General features: G+C 68.6%; 21 protein-coding genes and 1 tRNA gene. 12 read left to right on the top strand and 10 right to left on the bottom strand.

The window, feature by feature from the left end:
- The first annotated feature begins 2 nt into the window (after positions 1 to 2).
- The 6 genes from A5780_RS35615 to A5780_RS35590 all read left to right on the top strand — a co-directional run bounded on the left by A5780_RS35615 (position 3) and on the right by A5780_RS35590 (position 5,080).
- Positions 3 to 1,142 (top strand): acyl-CoA dehydrogenase family protein, encoded by a 1,140-nt coding sequence (locus A5780_RS35615; protein ID WP_063015862.1) that lies wholly within the window; start codon positions 3 to 5, stop codon positions 1,140 to 1,142.
- Positions 1,143 to 1,224: 82 nt separating this feature from the next.
- Positions 1,225 to 2,307, top strand: a complete 1,083-nt coding sequence (locus A5780_RS35610) for an enoyl-CoA hydratase/isomerase family protein (RefSeq protein ID WP_063015861.1) — start codon at positions 1,225 to 1,227, stop codon at positions 2,305 to 2,307.
- A 5-nt stretch (positions 2,308 to 2,312) separates the two neighbouring features.
- The gene (gene mmsB, locus A5780_RS35605) at positions 2,313 to 3,221 is read left to right on the top strand and encodes a 3-hydroxyisobutyrate dehydrogenase (RefSeq protein WP_369829571.1); all 909 of its coding nucleotides are present in this window, start codon (positions 2,313 to 2,315) and stop codon (positions 3,219 to 3,221) included.
- Between the two features lie 16 nt (positions 3,222 to 3,237).
- The gene (locus A5780_RS35600) at positions 3,238 to 4,014 is read left to right on the top strand and encodes an enoyl-CoA hydratase (RefSeq protein ID WP_064911229.1); all 777 of its coding nucleotides are present in this window, start codon (positions 3,238 to 3,240) and stop codon (positions 4,012 to 4,014) included.
- A 53-nt stretch (positions 4,015 to 4,067) separates the two neighbouring features.
- Positions 4,068 to 4,568 carry a DUF3558 family protein gene (locus A5780_RS35595; protein WP_181064139.1) on the top strand — a complete coding sequence of 167 codons (501 nt, stop codon included), beginning with the start codon at positions 4,068 to 4,070 and terminating at the stop codon, positions 4,566 to 4,568.
- A 5-nt stretch (positions 4,569 to 4,573) separates the two neighbouring features.
- On the top strand, positions 4,574 to 5,080 hold the full coding sequence (locus A5780_RS35590) for a DUF3558 family protein (protein ID WP_064911263.1): 507 nt from the start codon (positions 4,574 to 4,576) through the stop codon (positions 5,078 to 5,080).
- Positions 5,081 to 5,087: 7 nt separating this feature from the next.
- Here the strand turns inward: A5780_RS35590 and A5780_RS35585 are convergent, their stop codons facing one another.
- The 3 genes from A5780_RS35585 to A5780_RS35575 all read right to left on the bottom strand — a co-directional run bounded on the left by A5780_RS35585 (position 5,088) and on the right by A5780_RS35575 (position 8,253).
- A complete protein-coding gene (locus A5780_RS35585; RefSeq protein ID WP_063015856.1) occupies positions 5,088 to 6,170 on the bottom strand; it encodes an Hsp70 family protein in 1,083 nt (360 codons plus the stop codon).
- Positions 6,171 to 6,244: 74 nt separating this feature from the next.
- Positions 6,245 to 6,781, bottom strand: a complete 537-nt coding sequence (locus A5780_RS35580) for a MarR family winged helix-turn-helix transcriptional regulator (protein ID WP_030518305.1) — start codon at positions 6,779 to 6,781, stop codon at positions 6,245 to 6,247.
- Positions 6,782 to 6,843: 62 nt separating this feature from the next.
- A complete protein-coding gene (locus tag A5780_RS35575) occupies positions 6,844 to 8,253 on the bottom strand; it encodes a metallophosphoesterase (protein ID WP_064911227.1) in 1,410 nt (469 codons plus the stop codon).
- 143 nt (positions 8,254 to 8,396) lie between these two features.
- On the opposite strand from A5780_RS35575, the gene A5780_RS35570 reads away from it, so the two are divergent.
- Positions 8,397 to 9,431, top strand: a complete 1,035-nt coding sequence (locus A5780_RS35570; RefSeq protein WP_064911226.1) for an extracellular solute-binding protein — start codon at positions 8,397 to 8,399, stop codon at positions 9,429 to 9,431.
- Positions 9,432 to 9,435: 4 nt separating this feature from the next.
- On the opposite strand, the gene A5780_RS35565 is transcribed toward A5780_RS35570, so the two are convergent.
- The gene (locus A5780_RS35565; protein ID WP_063015853.1) at positions 9,436 to 10,110 is read right to left on the bottom strand and encodes a hypothetical protein; all 675 of its coding nucleotides are present in this window, start codon (positions 10,108 to 10,110) and stop codon (positions 9,436 to 9,438) included.
- Between the two features lie 194 nt (positions 10,111 to 10,304).
- On the opposite strand from A5780_RS35565, the gene A5780_RS35560 reads away from it, so the two are divergent.
- On the top strand, positions 10,305 to 10,715 hold the full coding sequence (locus tag A5780_RS35560; protein WP_146098777.1) for a hypothetical protein: 411 nt from the start codon (positions 10,305 to 10,307) through the stop codon (positions 10,713 to 10,715).
- A 7-nt stretch (positions 10,716 to 10,722) separates the two neighbouring features.
- Here the strand turns inward: A5780_RS35560 and A5780_RS35555 are convergent, their stop codons facing one another.
- Positions 10,723 to 11,892: an NAD(P)/FAD-dependent oxidoreductase gene (locus A5780_RS35555; RefSeq protein ID WP_064911225.1), complete on the bottom strand. Its 1,170-nt coding sequence runs from the start codon at positions 11,890 to 11,892 to the stop codon at positions 10,723 to 10,725.
- 105 nt (positions 11,893 to 11,997) lie between these two features.
- Between A5780_RS35555 and A5780_RS35550 the strand changes: the two genes are divergently transcribed.
- The gene (locus tag A5780_RS35550) at positions 11,998 to 12,573 is read left to right on the top strand and encodes a TetR family transcriptional regulator (RefSeq protein ID WP_174555003.1); all 576 of its coding nucleotides are present in this window, start codon (positions 11,998 to 12,000) and stop codon (positions 12,571 to 12,573) included.
- A 138-nt stretch (positions 12,574 to 12,711) separates the two neighbouring features.
- Here A5780_RS35550 and A5780_RS35545 read toward each other — a convergent pair whose 3' ends face one another.
- Together A5780_RS35545 and A5780_RS35540 are read right to left on the bottom strand one after the other, a co-directional pair.
- Positions 12,712 to 13,200 (bottom strand): FBP domain-containing protein, encoded by a 489-nt coding sequence (locus A5780_RS35545; protein ID WP_063015849.1) that lies wholly within the window; start codon positions 13,198 to 13,200, stop codon positions 12,712 to 12,714.
- A gap of 82 nt (positions 13,201 to 13,282) precedes the next feature.
- Positions 13,283 to 13,876 (bottom strand): TetR/AcrR family transcriptional regulator, encoded by a 594-nt coding sequence (locus tag A5780_RS35540; RefSeq protein WP_227462901.1) that lies wholly within the window; start codon positions 13,874 to 13,876, stop codon positions 13,283 to 13,285.
- 126 nt (positions 13,877 to 14,002) lie between these two features.
- On the opposite strand from A5780_RS35540, the gene A5780_RS35535 reads away from it, so the two are divergent.
- Complete coding sequence (locus A5780_RS35535; protein WP_231983203.1) at positions 14,003 to 15,445, top strand: MFS transporter; 1,443 nt, start codon at positions 14,003 to 14,005, stop codon at positions 15,443 to 15,445.
- A 162-nt stretch (positions 15,446 to 15,607) separates the two neighbouring features.
- Positions 15,608 to 16,546 (top strand): undecaprenyl-diphosphate phosphatase, encoded by a 939-nt coding sequence (locus A5780_RS35530; RefSeq protein WP_063015846.1) that lies wholly within the window; start codon positions 15,608 to 15,610, stop codon positions 16,544 to 16,546.
- Between the two features lie 11 nt (positions 16,547 to 16,557).
- Here the strand turns inward: A5780_RS35530 and A5780_RS35525 are convergent, their stop codons facing one another.
- The 3 genes from A5780_RS35525 to A5780_RS35515 form a co-directional block, all read right to left on the bottom strand.
- The gene (locus tag A5780_RS35525; protein ID WP_064911224.1) at positions 16,558 to 16,962 is read right to left on the bottom strand and encodes an SgcJ/EcaC family oxidoreductase; all 405 of its coding nucleotides are present in this window, start codon (positions 16,960 to 16,962) and stop codon (positions 16,558 to 16,560) included.
- Positions 16,963 to 17,223: 261 nt separating this feature from the next.
- Positions 17,224 to 17,296, bottom strand: a tRNA-Arg gene (locus A5780_RS35520).
- A gap of 120 nt (positions 17,297 to 17,416) precedes the next feature.
- A complete protein-coding gene (locus A5780_RS35515; protein WP_063015844.1) occupies positions 17,417 to 17,725 on the bottom strand; it encodes a hypothetical protein in 309 nt (102 codons plus the stop codon).
- 135 nt (positions 17,726 to 17,860) lie between these two features.
- Between A5780_RS35515 and argS the strand changes: the two genes are divergently transcribed.
- Positions 17,861 to 19,519, top strand: coding sequence for an arginine--tRNA ligase (gene argS / locus A5780_RS35510; RefSeq protein ID WP_063015843.1), 1,659 nt, complete (start codon positions 17,861 to 17,863; stop codon positions 19,517 to 19,519).
- Positions 19,520 to 19,692 lie beyond the last annotated feature (173 nt).

Genomic DNA, 19,692 nt, shown 5'->3' with positions numbered 1-19,692 from the left:
CGATGTTCGTACTCGACGAGGACGAACAGGCGATCGTGGACACCGCGCGCAGTTTCGCCGACGAACTGCTCGCCCCGAACGCGCTGGAATGGGACGAGCACAAGCACTTCCCGATCGATGTGCTGCGCAAGGCCGGCTCGCTCGGCATGGGCGGCATCTACGTCGGTGAGGACGTCGGCGGTTCCGGATTGCGCCGCGTGGACGCGGTGCGGATCTTCGAACAGCTCGCCACCGGCTGCCCGGCGATCGCGGCCTACATCTCCATCCACAACATGGCCGCGTGGATGATCGACAGCTACGGCACCGAGGCCCAGCGCAACCGCTGGCTACCGGGGCTGACCTCGATGGATCTGCTGGCCAGCTACGCGCTCACCGAACCGGGCGTCGGCTCGGACGCGGCCGCGCTGAGCACCAGGGCCGTTCGCGACGGCGACGACTATCTGCTCACCGGGGTCAAGCAGTTCATCTCCGGTGCGGGCAGCACCGATGTGTATGTCCTGATGGCGCGGACCGACGACGCAGGCGCCCGCGGCATCTCGGCGTTCATCGTGCCCGCGGATACGCCCGGACTCTCCTTCGGCGCCAACGAGAAGAAGATGGGCTGGAACGCTCAGCCGACCCGGCAGGTCATCCTCGACGAGGCCCGGGTGCCGGCCGCGAATCTGCTCGGCGGTGAGGGCAACGGATTCCGGATCGCGATGAACGGCCTCAACGGCGGCCGGCTCAACATCGCGGCCTGCTCCCTCGGCGGCGGCCAGACCGCGCTGGACCGGACTGTGGCATATATGGCCCAGCGCAAGGCATTCGGGGCCCGGCTGCTCGACAACGCGGCACTGCAGTTCGACCTCGCCGATATGCGCACCTCGCTGGAGGCGGCGCGGACCCTGCTGTGGCGGGCGGCGGCCGCCCTCGACGCCGATGCCGCCGACAAGGTGGAGTTGTGCGCGATGGCCAAGCGCTTCGCCACCGATGCCGGATTCGAGGTGGCCAACAAGGCCCTGCAATTGCACGGTGGCTACGGCTATCTGGCCGAGTACGGAATCGAGAAGATCGTGCGCGACCTGCGCGTGCACCAGATTCTCGAGGGAACCAACGAGATCATGCGGGTCGTGGTGGCCCGCTCGGTGGTCGGCGCGGCATGAGCGGTCAGCGCCCGGAGGCGGCAGCCTGCGTAACCACGGAGGGCGCCCGCTCATGCCGAGCGGATACAGCGTAAGGAAGAATATGACCGAAGCAGAAGTACTGTTCGACAAGCGCGACGGCGTCGGCCTGATCACGCTCAACCGGCCCAAGGCCATCAACGCGCTCAATCATCCGATGGCGCAGGCGATTCTGTCGACCCTGCGCGAGTGGGCCGTCGACGACGAGGTCCGCACGGTGGTGCTGACCGGCGCGGGGGAACGCGGGCTGTGCGCGGGCGGCGATATCGTCGCCATCCACACAGACGCGAAGAACGCGGTGGCGCACGGCATTTCGCGCCACGACAGCGCCGATTCGCCGAGCGGCCGGTTCTGGCGCGACGAGTACATCCTCAACGCGCTGATCGGCAACTATCCGAAACCGTATGTCGCCGTGATGGACGGCATCGTGATGGGTGGCGGCGTGGGACTGTCCGCCCACGGCAATCGCCGCATCGTGACCGAGCGGTCGATGGTCGGCATGCCCGAGACCGGTATCGGTTTCATCCCCGATGTGGGCGGTACGTATCTGCTGGCGCGCACACCGGGTGAACTGGGTACTCACGTCGCCCTGACGACGGCGCGCATGGGCGCCGGAGATGCGATCGCGGCCGGGTTCGCCGACTATTTCGTTCCCGCCGAACGCATTCCGGATCTGCTGGCCGAACTGCGCCGCACCGATGCCGACGCCGCGATCGCGGCCGTCGCGCAGCCCGCGCCGGTGTCGGACCTTGCCGCGCAGCGGTCGTGGATCGACGCCTGCTACAGCGCCGACACGGTCGAGGAGATCGTCGCGCGGCTGCAGCGCCACGACGCCCCCGAGGCAGCCAAAGCGGCCGGCGACGTGTTGTCGAAATCGCCGGTGGCACTGAAGGTGACGTTGCGTTCCCTGCGCAACGCCCGCGCGGCGGCGAACCTGGAACAGGCGCTGGACGAGGAGTACCGGGTCTCGGTGGCCGCGCTGACCACGCACGATCTGGTCGAGGGCATCCGTGCCCAGGTGGTCGACAAGGACCGCAACCCGCAGTGGTCGCCCGCCACCCTCGCAGAGGTGTCGGAGGCGCTGGTGGACAGCTATTTCGCCGGTCTGGGCGACCGGGAACTCGGACTGAGCGGAGCACAGGAGTGACGAACGTGACGAAGGTGGCCTTCCTGGGCCTCGGGCATATGGGCGGCCCGATGGCGGCGAATCTGGTGCGTGCCGGATATCGGGTACTGGCCTACGACCCGGTGCCGGCCGCGCAGGAACAGGCCCGCGCCGACGGAGCGGAGGTCTTCGACACCGCCGCGGCGGCCGTGACCGAGGCCGAGATCGTGATCACCATGCTGCCCAACGGCCGCATCGTGCTCGACGTCTACGACAACGTACTGCCGTCCGCCAAGCCCGGGACCCTGTTCATCGACTGTTCCACCATCGACGTCGCCGACGCCAAGCGCGCCGCGGAAGTCGCTGTGGCAGCGGGACATCGGGCCCTGGACGCGCCGGTGTCGGGTGGCGTCGGCGGTGCCACCGCCGGCACCTTGACCTTCATGGTCGGCGGCGAGGCCGACGATTTCGCCGCGGCGCAGCCGGTGCTGGACGTGATGGGCGGCAAGGTCGTGCACTGCGGCGGCGCGGGGGTGGGCCAGGCCGCCAAGATCTGCAACAACATGATGCTGGGCATCTCGATGATCGGGCTGTCCGAGGCGATCGTGCTGGGCGAGAAGCTGGGCCTCACCCACGACAGATTCTACGACGTGGTCTCCACCGCCTCGGGCCAGTGCTGGTCACTGACCACCTATTGCCCGGTGCCGGGCCCGGTCCCGACCAGCCCGGCCAACAACGAGTACCGGCCCGGATTCGCCACCGCGTTGATGAACAAGGACCTGGGCCTGGCCGCGAACGCCCTGCGCGACAACGATGTCGAGGGACGGTTCGGTCTGCTGGCGGCCGAGATCTACGAGCAGTTCAACCGGTCGGCGGGGGACCTGGACTTCTCCGCTATCGTCACCGATATTCGCCGCCGTTCCGGCGCGAAGCCGGGCCAGGATTCCGGCGAGTAGCCGAGAAAGGGAAACAGTGACCGACTTCGAAACCATTCTGCTGGAGCGCACCGGACGCGTCGCGGTGATCACCCTGAATCGGCCGAAGGCACTCAACGCGTTGAATACGCAGGTGCTCACCGATATCACCGCCGCACTCGACGAGGTGGAGGCCGATGCCGGCATCGGCGCGGTGGTGCTGACCGGTTCGGAGAAGGCGTTCGCCGCCGGCGCCGATATCAAGGAGATGCAGTCCAAGTCCTATATGGACATGTTCCTCGCCGATTTCTTCCAGGGCTGGGACCGGGTCGGCGCGTTCCGCAAGCCGATCATCGCGGCGGTGGCCGGATACGCCCTCGGCGGCGGCTGCGAGCTGGCGATGATGTGCGACATCCTGATCGCCGCCGACACCGCGAAGTTCGGGCAGCCGGAAATCAAGCTGGGTGTGATTCCCGGCATGGGCGGCTCCCAGCGCCTGACCCGCGCGGTCGGCAAGGCCAAGGCCATGGATCTGATTCTCACCGGCCGCAATATGGATGCCGAGGAGGCCGAACGGGCCGGACTCGTGGCCCGCGTCGTCCCGGCGGCGGAACTGCTGTCCACCGCGCGCGAGGTCGCCGAGACCATCGCCGGCATGTCGCTGCCGTCGGTGATGATCGCCAAGGAGGCCGTGAACCGCTCGTACGAGACCACGCTCGGCGAGGGCTTGCGTTTCGAGCGCCGGGTGTTCCACTCGCTATTCGCCACCGAGGATCAGACCGAGGGCATGACCGCCTTCGTGGAGAAGCGCGCGGCGAACTTCGAACACCGCTGAGCAGTCTCGGCACGAGCGGTCGCGTGCCCGGGAATTCCCGTACGCTCATCGGCGTGAGATGGGTAGTCGCCGCGGTCACGGTGGCCACCGCTGTGGTGGTGGCGGGATGTGGCGCGTCCGGGCCCGCACCGGCCACGACGAGTCCGGCCCCGGCGCCGGTCTCCGCGCAGGCACTGGCGGTCGCCGAGTGCGGGTCCGCCACCGATGCGGATGTCGTTGCCGCAACAGGCATTTCCGGGTTCCAGCAGGTGTCGGCCAATCCGCTGCGCTGCCGGTGGGAGGCGGCGGCCGGCACCGCGGTGACCTTCGAATGGTTCCGTGCCAGTCCGATCGCCGCGCATACCGCCACCGACCCCGCGGCCCAGGCGGCGCCGCTGCGGATCGGCGACCACACCGGCCGGATCTTCTCCACACCGCAGTGGTGTGAGGCCGCCGTCGATTCCGGTGCCGCGGATTTCGTCGACTGGCGTGCCGACGAGCCGCAACCCGCTGCGGCACAAGCCTGTTCGGCCGTGCGGCAGCTGGCCGCAGCGACCCTGGCGAAGGCGGGGTGACGACGATGCGCCGAGCCCGCCGGCTCCTCGTCGCGGTGGCCTTGATCGCCGCCGCGGCCGGATGTTCCTCGGGGCCGACGCCCGCGCAGCGGCCGGTGCAGGCCGAGGACGAACTCCTGCAGGGGTGCGGTCCGGAAACCGATGCCGAGATCGCGAATCTGGTGCACGCCACCGCCGTTCACCGCGAGGGCGGACCGACCGTCTGTGCCTGGGAGGGCAACTACCCGGACGGCGGCGTCGTCGATATCACCTACGCCTGGTTCGCGCGGGACTCGCTGTTGCGCGACGGCCAGGTCGCCGCGGCGCTCGGCTACCGCACCGAGCATCTGGTGATCGGCAGTTTCGGTGGGCTCATCTGGCACGATCCCCGGGATCCCGGCAGTTGCGGGGTCTCGGCCGCCGATTCCGGGACTGTCACCTACTGGGTGCAGAACCGCTCCCGCCTCGCCACCCCGGACCCGTGCGCCGGGGCGACGGACGCGGAGAAGGCGACCGTCAAACTGGACGGATGATCCGCCGTCACTTCCCGGGTGGGGGTTCGGCACTGCTGCCCGCGACCTCCACGGGACGTGCCGGTGTGCCGTCGTGCGCGGGCCGCGCCGCATCGTGCCCGGTGACCAGCAAGCCGGTGACCGTCGCGCCGAGCGCCGCGGTCACCGCCAGCGCCGCGACCACCTTGCGCCGCGATACCGCCGGTCGCGGCGTCGAGGCCGCCGATCCGCACTGCGGCGGGGTGAATCGGATACCGCGTACCCGGCGCGCCGACGGTTGTTCGGTGGCCATCAGTACCGCGCCCCGAGCGGAGACGAAATCGGGCTCCGGATCGTAGATCACCGGCAGATCCAGCAGCTGCTCGAGCGACTCGCGGATACTCGGGCTGCGTGTGCAGCCGCCGAGCAGCGCCACCGCCCGCGGCGGGACCCCGGTCTCCTCGATCAACTGCCGCACATACGACACCGAATGGTGGATTCCGGCCACGACCAGATCGTGGAAGTCGCTGCGGGTCACCACGATTCGCATGCCCGAGCGGGGATCGCCGGCGGTCACCACCCGGGTGCCGCTGAGCTGTTCCTTGTATTCGCGCCCGGTGGCATTGTCGATCTCGACACCACCGTGCGCGAGATGCCAGCGCAGCAGGGCGTCGTGGCCGTCGCCGCCCAGGAGGGTGCTGCGCTTACCGGCCAGAATGGCCTGGGTGCGGCAATCGGCCTCGGTGAGGGTGAGCCCGGAGCTGCCGAGGTCGTAGAGCAGCACCGCACCCTCGTCGGGCAGCTGTCCGCTGAACCGCAGATAGCGCAGCTGGGCCGGCGGTTCGTCGATGATGGTGAGCCGGCTGCGTCCGGCCGCGGCCCGGATGGCCTCGGCATGCAGGGCGCAGCGTGAGGTGACGGCGATGCCGGTGACGAATTCGTCGCGGTCGGCCGCGGAGGCCCGCATCGCGTCGATGGCCTGGAAGACCGGCTCCTCGACCCCGGCTCCCGCGCGACGAGCGACCACGCAGCGATCGATCGGCGGCAGATGGGGCTGATCGGAGTGGGTGAGCATGGCGCGCGCGCCACCAGCGCCCGCCGACACGCCCAGGACCAGCACCATGGCGTCCATGGTGAACCTTTCGGCTGCCGATGGGAAGGCAGCGCCCCGGGATGTCGCTGCCGGAAATGCCGGCAACCCGGTGGTCAGGCCCAGCGAGTCGGTGTGTCGCCGCTGTCGAAGTCCCCCGCCTCGCGCCGGAACTCCGCCAGCAACTGCAGCAGCAGGTGGAGACGCTCCGGGGGCAGCCCCGGCCGGGCGAAGACCTTCTCGTTCAACTCCCGGGTGGCCGCCGCCGCCAGATCGCGTCCGGCGGCCGTGATCTCGATCAGGGTTGCCCGGCGGTCGCTGGGGTGTGGTACTCGTTTGACCAGTTGGGCGGCTTCGAGCCGATCGACGGTATTGGTCACACTCGTCGGGTGAACCTGCAGCCGGGCGCTGGCCGTCGCCATCGGCAGGGCCCCGGTCTTGCTGAAGCTGAGCAGCGTCAGCAGTTCGTAGCGGGAGAACGTCAGTCCCGACGGGCGCAGTGCCTCGTCCACCCGGGCCATCACGATCTGCTGGGCACGCACCAGGGAGGTCACCGCCGCCATCCCGTCGGCGACATCGCCCCAGCCGTGCGAGGTCCACTGGCGGTGGGCCTCTTCGATGGGGTCCAGCGGAAGCGGGCGAGGTGCGGCCATACCGCCGAGTGTATTTGCCCGTCCGCTCCCACGCTGCGGTCCGGAGTCGCCGAATCGGTAATTCAGGACAGTCCCGAAAGATCACCGAGGACAACGTGGTTGCGATCGGCGGTGCTGCCCAGTGTGTATTCGGGCATCAACCCGAGATATTCGGCCCGGCTGCGGGTGCTCCACCGCCGCGCGTCCGGGGTGCGGGTTTTGTAGAAATTGACCATGTAGCCGCCCTCGTAGAGGCGCAGCAGGGTGTAGCCACCCGGATACTCCTTCACCGCGCCCACTTCCAGAAATTCCACCCGGAGCGGGATGTCGGGCCGGGTGCGGCGATTGCGGTGGGTATGGCCCGCATGGTGGAAGAACACCCCGGGCGTCGCTTGATACAGCTGTTGCAGGGTGAGCGCGTCCGATCGATTCAGCACGAAATTCGGCCCGGCGAGATTGGTCAGGCCCGATTCCGCGGTGACCGGATGATGTCCGAAGACGACCGTCGGCCGATCGGGGTCGCGGTTCAGTGATTCCCGCAGGCGATCGAATTGCCCGGGACCGATACTGCCCCCGGATCCGTCGAGTTCGGTGGTGTCGAGCCCGATCAGCCGCAACCCGCCGAGCCGGTGCTCGCTGAATTGTTCCGGGGGAAGGAAGGATTCGCCCCAGCAGTCGTGGTGATCGGCGGTCACCGTCGGGCAGGCGGCGTAGTCGGCGCCGGTATGCGGCCGGTCGTGATTGCCGCGCGCGGCGAACCAGTCCCGTCCCTCGATTCCCCAGGCGTCCAGCCGGTTTCGTACGGTCCGGGTCTGCTCGGGAGTAGCTTCCGCGGTCAGATCACCGGCCAGGATCAGATGGTCGGCGCCGCGATCCGGTAGGCGTAGATCGTCGAGCAACGCCCCCAGCATCACCTCGGGGTAGGGCGGCAGTCCCGGTTCCTGCCGCACACCCGGTGGCAGGCCGGCGGCGATGATGCCGCTGGTCTGCTCACCGATGTGCACGTCGTTGCAGAGAGCGAGGGTGCGCAGCAGCCGGCCCGGGGGAGCGACCAGAGTGGTGAATTCGCCGGTGCATTCGGGTGCGTCCGGCAGATGGGTGACCAGCTCCGGCGCCGGTACCGCCCGCACGCCGTCCGACCATGCCTCGAATCGATACCGCCGCCCCGGTTCCAGACCGTCGATCTGCGCGTAGTGATACGGCGTCCGATCGGCGCCCGCCACGGCAACCGTCCGGGCGGGGCCGGTGGAATCCGCGGGAGCCAACCGGATTTCGGTGCCCGCATCGACCGGTACCGGGGTTCCCGACGCATCGACGCCGAGGGTCGTCCAGGTGATGATCGCCGACGTGTCGGTGATCGTGACCACCTCGAGATCGGTCGCGCGCAGTGAATCAGCCTGGGCCCGAGCCGAACCCGGGAGTACGAGCGGTGCGGCGGCCGCCGCGGCCAGAGCCGCGAGCAGCCGGCGGCGATTCGGCCCGCAGCAGGTCATCGTCGCTCCCTCGGAGGTGGTCGGTTCCGATCCGAAGCCGACCCTACCCAGATCGGCGCCATACCGCGTTTCGTGTCGCTAACCCACGCGGTAGGTTGGCTAGCCGGTCGCCTCGGCGCAATTTCCGATCGGAAGGACGGTCCATGGCAACGGCGCAGCAGCACGAACGTACCCGATGGAAACTCGTGCTCGGCGTGGTGGCGCTGGCCGCCTCGGCGCTGGTCACCGCCTGTTCGGCGTCGTCGGACGCGCCGGAGATCGTGGTCTACAACGCGCACGATCAACGCCTGACCCGGCAGTGGGCCGACCTTTTCACCGAGCAGACCGGAATCCGGGTGACGCTGCGCGACGGCGCCGATGCCGAAGTCGCCGACCAGGTGCTGGCCGAGGGGGATCGATCGCCCGCCGATGTGGTTGTCACCGAGAATTCGCCGGCCATGGCCCGGATCGAACGCGCCGGGCTGTTCGCCGACCTCGATCCCGCCACCCTCGCGCAGGTGCCGGAACGGTTCCGCCCGAATTCGGGTCACTGGACCGGAATCGCCGCGCGTGCAACCGCTTTCGTTGTCCATCCGGCCGAGATTCCGCCCGCCGAGCTGCCCGCCGGGTTGCTGGACCTGCAACAGCCACAGTGGCACGGCCGCTGGACCACGGATCCGCACGGCGCGGATTTCCAGGCGATCGTCGCGGCGCTGCTGGAACTCGACGGCGAGAACGCCACGCGCGCGTGGCTGCACGGGGTGAAGGACAACGCGTCCGTCGCGCCGAACGGTTTCGCCGCACTGAAATCCGTCGGCGCGGGCGGGGTCGGCGGCGCGCTGGTCTTCGCCACCGACTGGTACCGCGCGCAGCTCGCGCCCGAGCGGATCACCGGTCCCTCGGTGCCGCATTATTTCCGCGGCGGCGATCCGGGCGGATACCTCTCGCTGTCCGGTGCGGCCGTGCTGAAATCGAGCCGGCACGCCGCCGACGCGCAGCGTTTCGTGCGATTCGTGACGGCCGCGGCCGGTCAGGGTCTGCTCAGCGGCGGGGCGGCCATGGAGTATCCGGTGGCCCCCGGCGTACCCGCCGACCCGGCGCTGCCGCCGCTGGATTCACTGGACCCGCCGCGCGTGAATCCGAGCGACCTCGACCCGGTGAGGGTCGAGGCGCTGATGCGCGACGCGGGGCTGCTCTGATCCGCTACGAGGCGGTCAGGTCGTAGCGGTACCTGCTGGTAGGGATGACGTCGAGGTCGCGATCGGCGCCGAAGGTCGCGACGCTGGCCATCATGCGACCGGCGCGGCGCTGCAACTCCGCGTCGTCACCACCGCTGCCCCAGAACGCGTGCTGGTCGGTCATCGCATCCATCGGGAACAGTTCCTCGACCAGCGCGTCCACCCGCGGCCCCGGAGTCACCGCGGCGACCACCGTGTTCTGCACATAACCGAAGGTGGCCTGGGTTTCGATCGCCACTGTCGTATGGCGATCCTGCCAGTTGTGCAGCCATTCGGCGCGGCTCAGTTCCTTCGGAATTCGCAGCAGCGCGATATTGGCCAGTGCGTCGTAGCGGGTTCCGTCCGGGGGCCGCGCGGTGGTGAGCGGTTCGCGTTCTTCCACGATCCAGCCGTTGATCCGCTCGGCGACGCCGCTGAGCACATCGGTGATCGGCCCGTTCTGCCCTTCGCTCCAGACGGCGACGATCGCGGCGACCGGTTCGTCGTAGCTGCTCACCCGCAGTTGTGCGGCGGCGACGTCGGCATCGCCGATGTTGACCTGCAGTTCGGTCGCCCCCGCGGCGGCCAGCCGCCGGTGGAAATCCGGCGCGTGGAGGATATCCGCGAGATCCGGCCCCCAGAGGGCGTACATCAATTTCATGCCGGATCCTTTCGGGGAACTGCGTTCGGCTGCGACGACGGTAATTCCGTCTACCGCGCGACACTCGCGATTCGCCGAACCCGGTCCCGCTCACCGGGACCGAATCGGATGCCGGATCGCCGCGCATGTGCGACGGTCCGGACGGGTCGGTCGCCTACAGTGAGAGCGACATTCATCCGGTGAGAGGAGACCAGGTGCGCCGCATACTGTTCGCGATGACGCTGTGTGCCGCTGTACTGCCCGCGCTCGCCTGCTCCGCCGAGGCCGACCGCGCACCGGCGGGTACATCGGCGCCCGCGTCCGCGCCCGCGGCTGCCGACCACGGCACCAACGGCACGATCGAGGTGGTGGCCACCCACGGTCCCGAGAAGTACGCCGCCGCCGGCCTCGCCGCGGGCATCACCACCTGTCAGGCCGGTTCGGTGCTGGCGACCCTGACCACCGGCCGCGACGGCAAGGCCCACCAGGATGTCGCCGCCGACTGCTATCAAGTGCAGGTGACGTCGGTGCCGATGGGATGCCGGTTGGCCACCGACACCGCCGAGAAGGTCGATGTGGTGGCCGGCCGGACCGCGACGGCGGAGTTCGGATTGGCCTGCGCCTGAGCGCATGTCACCGGTTGGCGAGTTCGGCGAGCCGGTAGGCCAGCGTCGTGCGCACCGCCGGAACGCGGGTGACGAGGCGGATCGCGGTATTGCGCAGCAGGCGGGCCGGGCGCGGGCGCAGGGTCGCCATCCGGGTCATGCGATCGGTGAAGGCGACCACGTCCAGCGCGACCGGGCGGCGCGTGCGCTCGTACTCGTCGAGCAGCGTGTCGGGTTCACCGCGCAGGACCCGGGCCAGCAGCGTGCCCAGTAGGGCGGCGTCCTGAATGCCGGTGTTCATTCCCTGCCCGCCGGCGGGGCTGTGCACGTGTGCGGCGTCTCCGGCCAGCAGAATCCGCCCGGCGCGGTACCGGTCGGCCACGCGGTGATGTACGCGGAAACGCGAGCTCCACAACACCTCTCGCACCGTGGCGCCGGGGCAGCGGGCATCGAGCAGCGCCTGCACTTGCGCGCGGGTGGGCTGTTCGGGTGCTTCGGCGACGGTGGCGACGATGCGGAAACGATCGTGCTCGGGGTCCGGCAGCGGCGCGACGACGGTGATGCCCTCCGGTGAGACGTGCAGCGATACTTCGTCGCGGGGCGCGGGCCAGTCCATCCGCACATCCGCGAGGACGAACGATTCCGGATAGGTGGCGCCGGTGAATCCGATTCCCGCCGCCTCGCGGACCCGGCTGTGCATCCCGTCCGCCCCGATGACGTAGCCGGCCCGGATCGACCCGGATTCCCCTGCGGCATCGGTGAATTCGACGGTGACCGCCTCCTCGCCCGGCATTACCGCGGTGACCTCGACGGGCCGCAGAACCGTTCCGCCCGCCCGCTGCAGCCGGTCGAGCAGGACCGCCTCGGTCGTCTCCTGGCCGATCATCAGCGTGTAGGGGAACGGTGTGGGCAGCCCGGAGAAATCGATGGTGGTCAGCCGATCGGTGCCTTCATACATGACGAAGCGCGGTACCTCCAGGCCGCGATCGTGCAGGTCCGCGGCGATGCCGAATCCGTCGAGGACCTCCAAGGTCCGGGCATGGACCACCGCGGCGCGGGATGTGTTCGCCCCGGCGGCCAGCCGATCCAGCAGAACCACGTCGGCGCCGGCATCGGCGAGCGCGATCGCGGCGGTCAGCCCGGCGGGCCCGGCGCCGACGATGACGACCGCGGCGGTGGCGGGAACGGTGCTGTTCATGGCTACTCCCTCAGTTTGCCAACCGGTGTTGGCCAACGGCTGTTGACTTAAGAATAAGGTCGCGGCCGCTGGAAAGTCAACAGTTGTTGGCCTACGGTTGTGGGCATGAGTGAGGAAACTGCGCCGCGCCGCTCGGACGTCACCCGCGCGGCGATTCTGGAGGCGGCTCGCCGGCATTTCGCCCGCGAGGGATTCGCCAAGGCGACCATTCGGGCCATCGCCGCCGACGCCGGCATCGATCCGTCGATGGTGATGCGGTACTACGGCAACAAGGATGGCCTGTTCGACGCGGCGCTCGACGTCGATCTCGGCCTCCCGGATCTGGCGGCGGTGGCCGAGGACGAGTTGGGTGAGACGGTCGCGCGACGGTTCCTGGAACTCTGGGAGACGCCACCGAGTAACGAACTGCTGCTGACCCTGCTGCGTTCGTCGGTGTCGGACGAGGCTGTGGCGCAACGGTTTCAACGCGTCTTCGCCGAACAGCTGATGCCGATGGTAACCCGGGTCGGTGATCCCGCGGACGCGCCGCGGCGAGCCGGATTGGTGGTCTCGCAGATTCTGGGACTGGCGGTGTGCCGCTATGTGCTGCGTCTGCCGCCCGTGGTGGCGTTGACGGCCGAGGAGATCGTCGCGGAGATCGGTGCGACGGTGCAGCGGTATCTGGTGTCGGTGCCGAAGTGAGGGTCCGAGTGGTCCGGAGGTGGACATGAAAATGCCCCGAGTCCGGCGGGCTCGGGGCATCAGGGCTGCGGCGCGGTCCTCGAGTGTCGGCGCACGGCATCTACCTCCGTTCGATCGGGTGGGCGCTGTCCTGGCCGGTCAGCTGTAGAGACGCTCGACGAATGCGCGCAGGTTCGTGCGCACCCGCTCGGCCTTCTCCTCGTCGGTCAGATCCTCGCGGTAGCGGTTGCCCAGCGCCGGACGCTTCTTGTTGCGCGCGTACAGCGAACAGGCGAGATCGGTGCACATGTAGATGCCGATCGAATTACCGCGCCGCCCGGAGTCGCCGACCTTGTGCGCGGTGAGCAGCGACACGCCGCTACCGGTATGCGTGGTCAGGCAGATCGAGCACAGCTGGGCCCGGCCGGATACGCCCGTCTCGTAGCGCAGGGCCACGCCGACCAGCCGATCGTCCTGCGGGGTCACCAGATAGGCGCGGCCCGGCATCGACCGATCGTTCCAGCCGAAGAAGTCCAGGTCGTCCCACGGTTGCGCGTCGAGATCCCGGGGGACCGGCATGCGTTTGGCCTCGCCCTTGGAACAGTTCACGAACGACGAGCGGATCTCGCGTTCGGTCAGTGGTTGCACGTGTTCACTCCCTTCCGAATGGATGAATGGAAAACGGAGCGAGGCTACGGCCACCGATCGCGGCGGGCAATCGAATATCGGCTCAGCCGGTGGTCCGCAGGCCGGCCAGGGTGACCGTGATCAGCCGTTCGGCCGCATCGGGTGATGTCTCGCACGCGACGCCGATCCCGTGGCCCAGGCGCAACAGATCGCGTGGTTCGATCTCCGGGCGGATCAACCCGGCGTCCTGGGCGGGTTGCAGGACCGAGGTCGCGGCGTCGGTGATCAGATTCGAGCACAGCGTGAAGGTCTGCGATCCGCGGTCGATGGCGGCCTTGAGGGTCACCGCCAGACTGCGTTTGTCCATCACGAACCGCACCTGGGCGCGGAACCACTGCTCCAGGGCCTCGAGCGGGGGGAGGGTTTCGGTCAGTTCGGCGGCGAGTTCGGCCAACGCCTCGATGCTCGATCGGTAGACGGCCTCGATGAGTGCGTCCCGGTTGGGAAAGTGCCGGTAGAGGGTGCCCGGCCCCACCGCGGCGCGGCGCGCGACCTCGTCGAGGGGCGCCTCGGGACCGTGTTCGGCGAACGCCTCGCGCGCGCATTCGAGTATGCGCTCGTAGTTACGCCGCGCATCCGCGCGCATCGGACGCGGCGGCGCCGCGCGCCCGGACCCCTGTGTCGACGGTGCGCTCACGATTCCTCCAGTGGAAACGGACGAACTCTCCGCTTAGTCTTGCGTAACCGGAGAACTTCTCCATATGCTATCTCCATTGGAAACGGAGACATTCTCCGTTTTAGTTCCGCATCCGATGGAGCCTCCTTGTCTACCTCCACGACCTCTACCTCCGTGCTTTCCTCGTCTGCGCAGGCCGGCGCACCGCCCGGCCGCCTGCGCTCCGGCATCGTGCTCGTCACGCTGCTGACCTGCCAGTTGATGATCGTGCTCGACATCACCGTCATGAATGTGGCGCTGCCGCGCATTCAGCACGATCTGCACTTCAGCGCCACCGGCCTGTCCTGGGTGATGAACGCCTACACGCTGGTCTTCGGTGGGCTGCTGCTGCTCGGCGGCCGGGCCGGTGACCTGTTCGGACGCCGGCGCCTGTTCATCCTCGGGACCGTGCTCTTCACCCTCGCCTCCCTCGGCGGCGGTCTGGCGCCGTCGGCCGCCTGGCTGATCGTCGCGCGCATCGTGCAGGGCCTGGGCGGCGCGATGGCCGGACCGAATACTCTCGCCCTGCTCACCACCACATTCGCCGATCCGAAGATGCGGGTCCGGGTGCTCGCCCTGTTCTCCGGAATGTCGAGTGCGGGATTCGCGATCGGGTTGATCCTGGGCGGGCTGCTGACCCAGTGGCTGAGCTGGCGCTCGGTGCTGTTCATCAACGTGCCGTTCGGACTGGTGGTGGCCCTGCTGGCGGTGCGGTATCTGCCCGACGCGCCGCGCCGTCGCGCGCACCTCGACCTCCCCGGAGCGGTGACCGCGACGGGTGCGGTGGCCGCGTTGGTCTACGGCTTCATCAGCGCCGCGGCGCACGGCTGGGACGATGTGACGACCGATGTGTCGCTCACGGTCGGCGTCGTCGCACTGGTGGCGTTCCTGCTCATCGAACGCCGCGCCGTCCAGCCGCTGCTGCCCCTGCACCTGTTCGCCGACCGCAATCGCGCCGCCGCGTACGCGAATATGTTCCTCGGCCCGATGGCGGGAACCTCGATGTTCTTCTTCCTCACCCAGTATCTGCAGGAAGTGCGGGGAATGAGCGCGCTGGCAACGGGTTTCGCCTTTCTGCCGACCGCGGTGACGATGTTCACCATGATCCGGCTGATTCCCCGCCTGCTGCCCCGTTTCGGACCCAAGCCGGTGACGCTGGTGGGGACGGCCGCGATGATCGCCGGACTGGTCCTGCTCACCCTGCTCGATACCGATACCGGTTACTTCCCGCTGCTCGCGGTGGCGACGGTCTTGATGGGATGCGGTATCGGCCTGGCGTTTTCGCCGCTGAACGTGATCATCATGGCGAATGTGGCGCCTGAGGAGGCCGGTGCGGCGGGCGGTGCGCTGCAGACGCTGCAGCAGACCGGTGCGGCGCTGGGGCTGGCGGTGCTGGTCACGGTCTTCGGCACCGCTGTCCGGGCCGCGTCCGGCTCGGCCGTGCATGTGCTCGTCTCCGGCATCACGACCGCCTTCGCCGCGGCGGCGGGGATCGCGGTACTGACATTGCTTGTGGCGTCGACATTTCGGAGCGTACGGACGCAGCGGTGAGTGCCGGGACGGCGGCCCTCGGAAATGCCCCAGGGCCGCCGTCCTCGATATCCAAGATCAACTTCGGGCATATCGGACGATTCGAAACTCATTGTCGCGCAGTGACTTATCCGAGATTCGACTCACAGGAACCTTTATGATTGCCGTGCGAAACTCGTCGCGATGCTCACCTATTTCGAAGCGATGGTCATCGGCGCGGTGCAGGGTTTCACCGAGCTGTTCCCGATCTCCAGTCTCGGACATTCGGTTCTCGTGGCGGCCTGGCTGGGTGGACGCTGGGGAGCGCTGGCCGACCGGGGCGGAACCGAATCCGCCGCAACCTATTTGGCGTTCGTCGTCGCCCTGCACGTGGCGACGGCGGTCGCGCTGGTGATCTACTACCGGCGCGACTGGTGCGCGATCATCGTCGGATTCGTCGAGATGGTGCGGACACGGCGCCTGGATACCGTTCCGCAGCGGCTGGCCTGGTTGATCATCGTCGCGACCGTGCCGGTCGCGGTGCTCGGCCCGCTGCTCGAACATCCCCTGCACGATGTCTTCGCGGCTCCGTTGTGCGCCGCGGCCTTTCTGACCGTCAACGGCGTGGTGCTGGTCGTCGGCGAGGGGCTGCGTCGCCGCAACGAGCCCACCCTCGCCGAATACGGCCGTCGCTTCGCCCTGAACCAGGCGAACGGCCGAACTCGCACGGCGACAACGCTTTCCCTCCCGCAATCGGACCGCCGCTTGGCGGCCCTCGACTCCCGGGACGCGGTCGGCATCGGCCTGGCTCAGGCCGGCGCCCTCCTCACCGGCTTCAGCCGGGCCGGCCTCACCATGGTCGGCGGTCTCTGGCGCGGTCTGGAGCACGAACACGCCGCCAAATTCGCCTTCCTCCTCGCCACCCCCGCGATCTTCGGCGCCGGGATTGTCGACCTCCCGGACCTGATATCCCCACGCGCCGAGGTGATCTGGGGGCCGATCCTCGTCGGCGCGGTGGTGTCCGGTGTCACGTCGTGGTTCGCCGTGCGCTATCTCGAACGCTACTTCCAGACTCGAACCCTGTTGCCGTTCGCGGCGTACTGCGTGATCGTGGGGGTGGTGTCGATCGTTCGATTCGGGTGAGTGGCGAGCCGCTAGCGCGCCGCGGCGGGGCTGTTGTGGTACGCGGCAACCGTCCACTTGCCGTCGCGCCGGTGCAGGATCCAGGTCGCGTTGACGTACCGGTCGGCGGGGACGTCGGTTTCCCCGGCGAACAGCATCGCGGCCCTGCTGACCACCACGGCGTGGTCCGCGCCGAGGAATCGGATATCTCCGATGTCGTCGATGACGGTCGAGTTCGCGAGAACGGTCGCGAAACTGTCCGCCATACCCTGCCGGATCTCCGCCCGGCTGCGCCGATAGGTCCCCGGCATGATCGCCGTGGCGTCCTCGGCGTAGTCCGCGACGAAAGCGTCGGCGTCCCCGGCCGCCCAGGCCTTGTACTGCTCGGCCAAGATCTGCGCGATGGCGGCCGAGTCGTCGGTTCGAGTCGTGGTCATGGCATGTCCTTCGTTCGTCGGCGTGGCCCTCGTTCGGGCCGTACACCCCTCCGACGCGCGAGCATCCCCGGAATCGACAACCCGAACGGGACTGTGTGCCTACTGGCCCGACCGGACCGTCCTGAATGGGGTGTGGGAGCCGCCCCGGCAACGCGAGCTACTGAATTCTCCAGCGGTCCGGACCACAACTGCGCGCGCAGAAGGTGTGGACGAAAAAAAAGCCCCTGACCAGTGCATCGCTGGTCAGGGGTCTGTTTTCTGTGCCCTCGGCAGGATTCGAACCTGCGGCCTTCTGCTCCGGAGGCAGACGCTCTATCCCCTGAGCTACGAGGGCGGGGATTGGACCCGGTCGACACCAGTGGATACGTCGTCCGATCGGGCGGGGAAAGCGTATCGCATCACACGGCGTGCGCCAAAAGACAGGTCCGAGCAGGGATTGCGCGGCGGCGCGGCATCAACGCGTCGGCATCGGCGCACCCGGCATGCCGGGAATGGCAGGGATGCCGGGGATGCCGGCCGGGAGTTCGTCCATCTGACCGGTGGGCGGGACGGCCTTCTCCTTGTCGGCGTGGTGGCGCGATTTGGGGACGAAATAGACGACCAGGGCGACGACCAAGGCGGCGATCACCACGACCGCGCCGACCAGCGCCCAGGGAACACGCCGGTGCTTCGGCGGGTTGGAATTACCGTTGTACGCCCCGCCGGGGGCGGATTTCGCGGCGGCACGAATCGCCTTGGCTGATTTCGCGCTGGTGTTCGGCATCGGCGTAGCGCTCTCTTCGGGTATGTCGGAGGGGTACGGGCGCGGCGGGCCGGGGCCGCCGGTGCCGGATGCCGGGTGCGCCGAGCAGGTGCCCGCTGGCGGCGCACACCCGCTCGGACCATAGGATAGAGACTCGTGACTCCAGCTGACCTTGCAGAACTCCTTCGTGCGACCGCGGCGAAGGTGCTCGTCGAACGTGGATCCGACCCTGCGGTCCTGCCCGACGAGGTCAAGGTGGAGCGTCCCCGTAATCCGGAACACGGAGACTATGCCACGAATGTGGCCATGCAGGTGGGCAAGAAGGCCGGAATGAATCCGCGCGAACTGGCCGGTCTGCTGGCCGACGCGCTGGCCGCCACCGACGGCATCGAATCGGCCGATGTGGCCGGTCCGGGCTTCCTCAACATCCGTCTCGCCGCGGCCGCCCAGGGCGCCATCGTGGAGCAGATCCGCGCCGCGGGCGCCGCCTACGGCACCGCACAGACGCTCGCCGGCACCAAGATCAACCTGGAGTTCGTCTCCGCCAATCCGACCGGCCCGGTCCATCTGGGCGGCACCCGCTGGGCCTCGGTCGGCGATGCGCTGGGCCGCATCCTGGCCGCTCAGGGCGCCGACGTGACCCGCGAGTACTACTTCAACGACCACGGCGCGCAGATCGACCGCTTCGCCGAATCGCTGGTCGCCGCCGCCACCGGCGCGCCCACCCCGGAGAACGGCTACGCCGGTGCCTACATCTCCGATATCGCCGGCCAGATCACCGCCGCGCATCCGGATGCGGTGACGCTGCCGGAGGACGAGCGGCACGAACTGTTCCGCCGCGAGGGTGTCGAGCTGATGTTCGCCCACATCAAGCAGACGCTGCACGATTTCGGCACCGATTTCGACGTGTACTTCAACGAGAGCTCGCTGTTCGCCTCCGGTGCCGTCGAGAAGGCGCTCGACCAGCTCAAGGCCTCGGGCAACCTGTACGAGAAGGACGGCGCCTGGTGGATCGCCAGCACCGAATACGGTGACGACAAGGACCGCGTCGTCATCAAGAGCGACGGCAAATCCGCCTATATCGGCGGCGACATCGCCTACTTCCAGAACAAGCGCTCGCGCGGGTTCGACCTCTGCATCTACATGCTCGGCGCCGACCATCACGGCTACATCGGCCGGTTGAAGGCGGCGGCGGCCGCGTTCGGCGACGATCCGGACACCGTCGAGGTGCTGATCGGCCAGATGGTGAATCTGTTGCGCGACGGTGTGGCGGTGCGGATGAGCAAGCGCGCCGGCACGGTCGTCACTCTCGACGATCTGGTCGAGGCGATCGGCGTCGACGCCGCCCGCTACGTGCTGGTGCGCAGTTCGGTGAACTCGAGTATCGATATCGACCTGGATCTGTGGACCAAGCAGAGCAGTGAGAATCCGGTCTACTACGTGCAGTACGCGCACGCCCGCACCTGTGCGGTCGCCCGCAACGCCACGGACTTCGGATTCGCCGGTGTCACACCGGATCTCGGTCTGCTGTCCGCCGACGAGGAGGGGGAGCTGATCCGCACCCTCGGCGAGTTCCCGGCCGTGGTGGCGAGCGCGGCGAGCCTGCGTGAACCGCACCGCGTGGCCCGTTATCTGGAGGAACTGGCCGGCGCCTACCACCGCTTCCAGACCAACAAGACGCTGCGGATCCTGCCGCAGAACGACGACCCGGTCCTGCCGGTCAACGCCGCCCGCCTGCAACTGGTCGACGCCACCCGTCAGGTGCTGTCCAACGGTCTGGCGCTGCTGGGCGTATCCGCCCCGGAGCGCATGTGAACCGCCGTCGGTCAGGTCATCGTGTGAGGAAGGAATTATTGTGAGTGCGCATCCGGCGGGACCTCGGCACGCCGAGATCCCCCACGCCCCCAACCTGCCGGAGCGTGATCGGCTGCGGCGGCTGGTGCGTGCGGCCGCGACCGGGACCGACACCGAGGCCGAGTTCGTGGGAT

Source organism: Nocardia sp. 852002-20019_SCH5090214 (assembly GCF_001665865.1).
Taxonomy (GTDB): Bacteria; Actinomycetota; Actinomycetes; order Mycobacteriales; family Mycobacteriaceae; genus Nocardia; species Nocardia nova.
This window is presented reverse-complemented; position numbering and strand designations above follow the sequence as displayed.

Coding starts and splice junctions, on each gene's coding strand:
- A5780_RS35615 (WP_063015862.1), top strand. CDS start 3: ATGTTCGTACTCGACGAGGACGAACAGGCGATCGTGGACACCGCGCGC.
- A5780_RS35575 (WP_064911227.1), bottom strand. CDS start 8,253: ATGACCTGCTGCGGGCCGAATCGCCGCCGGCTGCTCGCGGCTCTGGCC.
- A5780_RS35530 (WP_063015846.1), top strand. CDS start 15,608: ATGCTCACCTATTTCGAAGCGATGGTCATCGGCGCGGTGCAGGGTTTC.
- A5780_RS35590 (WP_064911263.1), top strand. CDS start 4,574: ATGCGCCGAGCCCGCCGGCTCCTCGTCGCGGTGGCCTTGATCGCCGCC.
- A5780_RS35550 (WP_174555003.1), top strand. CDS start 11,998: ATGAGTGAGGAAACTGCGCCGCGCCGCTCGGACGTCACCCGCGCGGCG.
- A5780_RS35585 (WP_063015856.1), bottom strand. CDS start 6,170: ATGGACGCCATGGTGCTGGTCCTGGGCGTGTCGGCGGGCGCTGGTGGC.
- A5780_RS35525 (WP_064911224.1), bottom strand. CDS start 16,962: ATGACCACGACTCGAACCGACGACTCGGCCGCCATCGCGCAGATCTTG.
- A5780_RS35555 (WP_064911225.1), bottom strand. CDS start 11,892: ATGAACAGCACCGTTCCCGCCACCGCCGCGGTCGTCATCGTCGGCGCC.
- A5780_RS35580 (WP_030518305.1), bottom strand. CDS start 6,781: ATGGCCGCACCTCGCCCGCTTCCGCTGGACCCCATCGAAGAGGCCCAC.
- A5780_RS35610 (WP_063015861.1), top strand. CDS start 1,225: ATGACCGAAGCAGAAGTACTGTTCGACAAGCGCGACGGCGTCGGCCTG.
- A5780_RS35570 (WP_064911226.1), top strand. CDS start 8,397: ATGGCAACGGCGCAGCAGCACGAACGTACCCGATGGAAACTCGTGCTC.
- A5780_RS35515 (WP_063015844.1), bottom strand. CDS start 17,725: ATGCCGAACACCAGCGCGAAATCAGCCAAGGCGATTCGTGCCGCCGCG.
- A5780_RS35565 (WP_063015853.1), bottom strand. CDS start 10,110: ATGAAATTGATGTACGCCCTCTGGGGGCCGGATCTCGCGGATATCCTC.